This window comes from Aliiglaciecola sp. SL4, from assembly GCF_041538045.1.
GTDB lineage: Bacteria > Pseudomonadota > Gammaproteobacteria > Enterobacterales > Alteromonadaceae > Aliiglaciecola.
This window is the reverse complement of sequence record NZ_JBGOSE010000026.1, coordinates 1-2,951: the sequence shown is the minus strand read 5'-3', so window position 1 is coordinate 2,951 and position 2,951 is coordinate 1. Positions and strand designations below refer to the sequence as shown.

Annotated in this window: 1 rRNA gene; it reads left to right on the top strand. The window is 50.3% G+C overall.

Features of this window, described 5'->3' with window-relative positions:
* Nucleotides 1–15 precede the first annotated feature (15 nt).
* Nucleotides 16–2,895 (top strand): 23S ribosomal RNA (locus AB6T38_RS19170).
* Nucleotides 2,896–2,951: the final 56 nt, after the last annotated feature.

Genomic DNA, 2,951 nt, shown 5'->3' with positions numbered 1-2,951 from the left:
TATTTGGGGTTGTATGGTTAAGTGACTAAGCGTATACGGTGGATGCCTAGGCAGTTAGAGGCGATGAAGGACGTGTAAGTCTGCGAAAAGCTGTGGTGAGTTGACAAAACGCATTTTAGCCACAGATGTCCGAATGGGGGAACCCAGTGCATTTATGCATTATCTGCAACTGAATACATAGGTTGTAGAGGCAAACGAGGGGAACTGAAACATCTAAGTACCCTTAGGAAAAGAAATCAAATGAGATTCCCCTAGTAGCGGCGAGCGAACGGGGAGCAGCCGAGCATTTATAACGTAGTGGAATGTGTTGGAAAGCACAACGGTACAGGGTGATAGTCCCGTACACTAAGCGTTATATTTGCCATATTAAGTAGGTCGGGACACGTGTTATCTTGACTGAAGATGGGGGGACCATCCTCCAAGGCTAAATACTCCTAACTGACCGATAGTGAACTAGTACCGTGAGGGAAAGGCGAAAAGAACCCCTGTGAGGGGAGTGAAATAGAACCTGAAACCGTATACGTACAAGCAGTGGGAGCAGACTTGTTCTGTGACTGCGTACCTTTTGTATAATGGGTCAGCGACTTATATTTTGTAGCAAGGTTAACCGCATAGGGAAGCCGTAGTGAAAGCGAGGGTTAACTGCCCGTTTAGTTGCAAGGTATAGACCCGAAACCCGGTGATCTAGCCATGGGCAGGTTGAAGGTTGAGTAACATCAACTGGAGGACCGAACCCACTGACGTTGAAAAGTCAGGGGATGACCTGTGGCTGGGGGTGAAAGGCCAATCAAACCGGGAGATAGCTGGTTCTCCCCGAAAGCTATTTAGGTAGCGCCTCGGACGAACACCATTGGGGGTAGAGCACTGTTAAGGCTAGGGGGTCATCCCGACTTACCAACCCTTTGCAAACTCCGAATACCAATGAGTGCTATCCGGGAGACACACGGCGGGTGCTAACGTCCGTCGTGAAGAGGGAAACAACCCAGACCGCCAGCTAAGGTCCCAAAATATTGCTAAGTGGGAAACGATGTGGGAAGGCTAAGACAGCTAGGAGGTTGGCTTAGAAGCAGCCACCCTTTAAAGAAAGCGTAATAGCTCACTAGTCGAGTCGGCCTGCGCGGAAGATGTAACGGGGCTAAGCAATATACCGAAGCTGCGGATGTTTACGTTGTAAACATGGTAGGGGAGCGTTGTGTAAGTGGCTGAAGGTAAGCTGTGAGGCTTGCTGGACATATCACAAGTGCGAATGCTGACATGAGTAACGATAATGGGGGTGAAAAACCCCCACGCCGGAAGACCAAGGTTTCCTGTCCCATGCTAATCAGGGCAGGGTAAGTCGGCCCCTAAGGCGAGGCAGAGATGCGTAGTCGATGGGAAACGGATTAATATTTCCGTACTTGGTATATCAGTGAAGGGGGGACGGAGAAGGCTAAGCAAGCTTGGTGTTGGTTATCCAAGTGAAAGTGCGTAGGGTTGAATCTTAGGTAAATCCGGGATTCAGTATGCCTGAGACACGAGACGAGTCACCAAGGTGACGAAGTTGTTGATGCCATGCTTCCAGGAAAAGCCTCTAAACTTATGATATATCGAACCGTACCCCAAACCGACACAGGTGGTCAGGTAGAGAATACTAAGGCGCTTGAGAGAACCTGGGTGAAGGAACTCGGCAAAATCGTACCGTAACTTCGGGAGAAGGTACGCCCTTGTTTGTGATGGAACTTGCTTCCTAAGCGAACGAGGGCCGCAGTGAAATGGTGGCTGGAACTGTTTATTAAAAACACAGCACTGTGCTAAATCGAAAGATGACGTATACGGTGTGACGCCTGCCCGGTGCCGGAAGGTTAATTGATGGGGTTAGCGCAAGCGAAGCTCTTGATCGAAGCCCCGGTAAACGGCGGCCGTAACTATAACGGTCCTAAGGTAGCGAAATTCCTTGTCGGGTAAGTTCCGACCTGCACGAATGGCGTAATCATGGCCACGCTGTCTCCACCCAGGACTCAGTGAAATTGAAATCGCAGTGAAGATGCTGTGTACCCGCACCTAGACGGAAAGACCCCGTGAACCTTTACTACAGCTTGGCACTGAACATTGAATCTACATGTGTAGAATAGGTGGGAGGCTTTGAAGCACAGTCGCTAGATTGTGTGGAGCCGCCTTTGAAATACCACCCTTGTATATTTGATGTTCTAACATGGGTCCCTTATCGGGATTGTGGACAGTGTCTGGTGGGTAGTTTGACTGGGGCGGTCTCCTCCCAAAGAGTAACGGAGGAGCACGAAGGTTAGCTAATCACGGTCGGACATCGTGAGGTTAGTGCAATGGCATAAGCTAGCTTAACTGCGAGACAGACACGTCGAGCAGGTACGAAAGTAGGTCATAGTGATCCGGTGGTTCTGTATGGAAGGGCCATCGCTCAACGGATAAAAGGTACTCCGGGGATAACAGGCTGATACCGCCCAAGAGTTCATATCGACGGCGGTGTTTGGCACCTCGATGTCGGCTCATCACATCCTGGGGCTGAAGTCGGTCCCAAGGGTATGGCTGTTCGCCATTTAAAGTGGTACGCGAGCTGGGTTTAGAACGTCGTGAGACAGTTCGGTCCCTATCTGGTGTGGGCGTTGGATGATTGAGGGGAGCTGCTCCTAGTACGAGAGGACCGGAGTGGACGAACCGCTGGTGTTCGGGTTGTTTTGCCAAAGGCATTGCCCGGTAGCTACGTTCGGAATCGATAACCGCTGAAAGCATCTAAGCGGGAAGCGAGCCCCAAGATGAGTCATCCCTGACAGTTTAACTGTCCTAAAGGGTTGTTGAAGACTACGACGTAGATAGGCAGGGTGTGGAAGCGTTGTGAGGCGTTAAGCTAACCTGTACTAATTGCCCGTGAGGCTTAACCATACAACACCCAAATGTCTTCGCAAGAAGCATGGTGTTGTAAGAGTGACAAGACAACA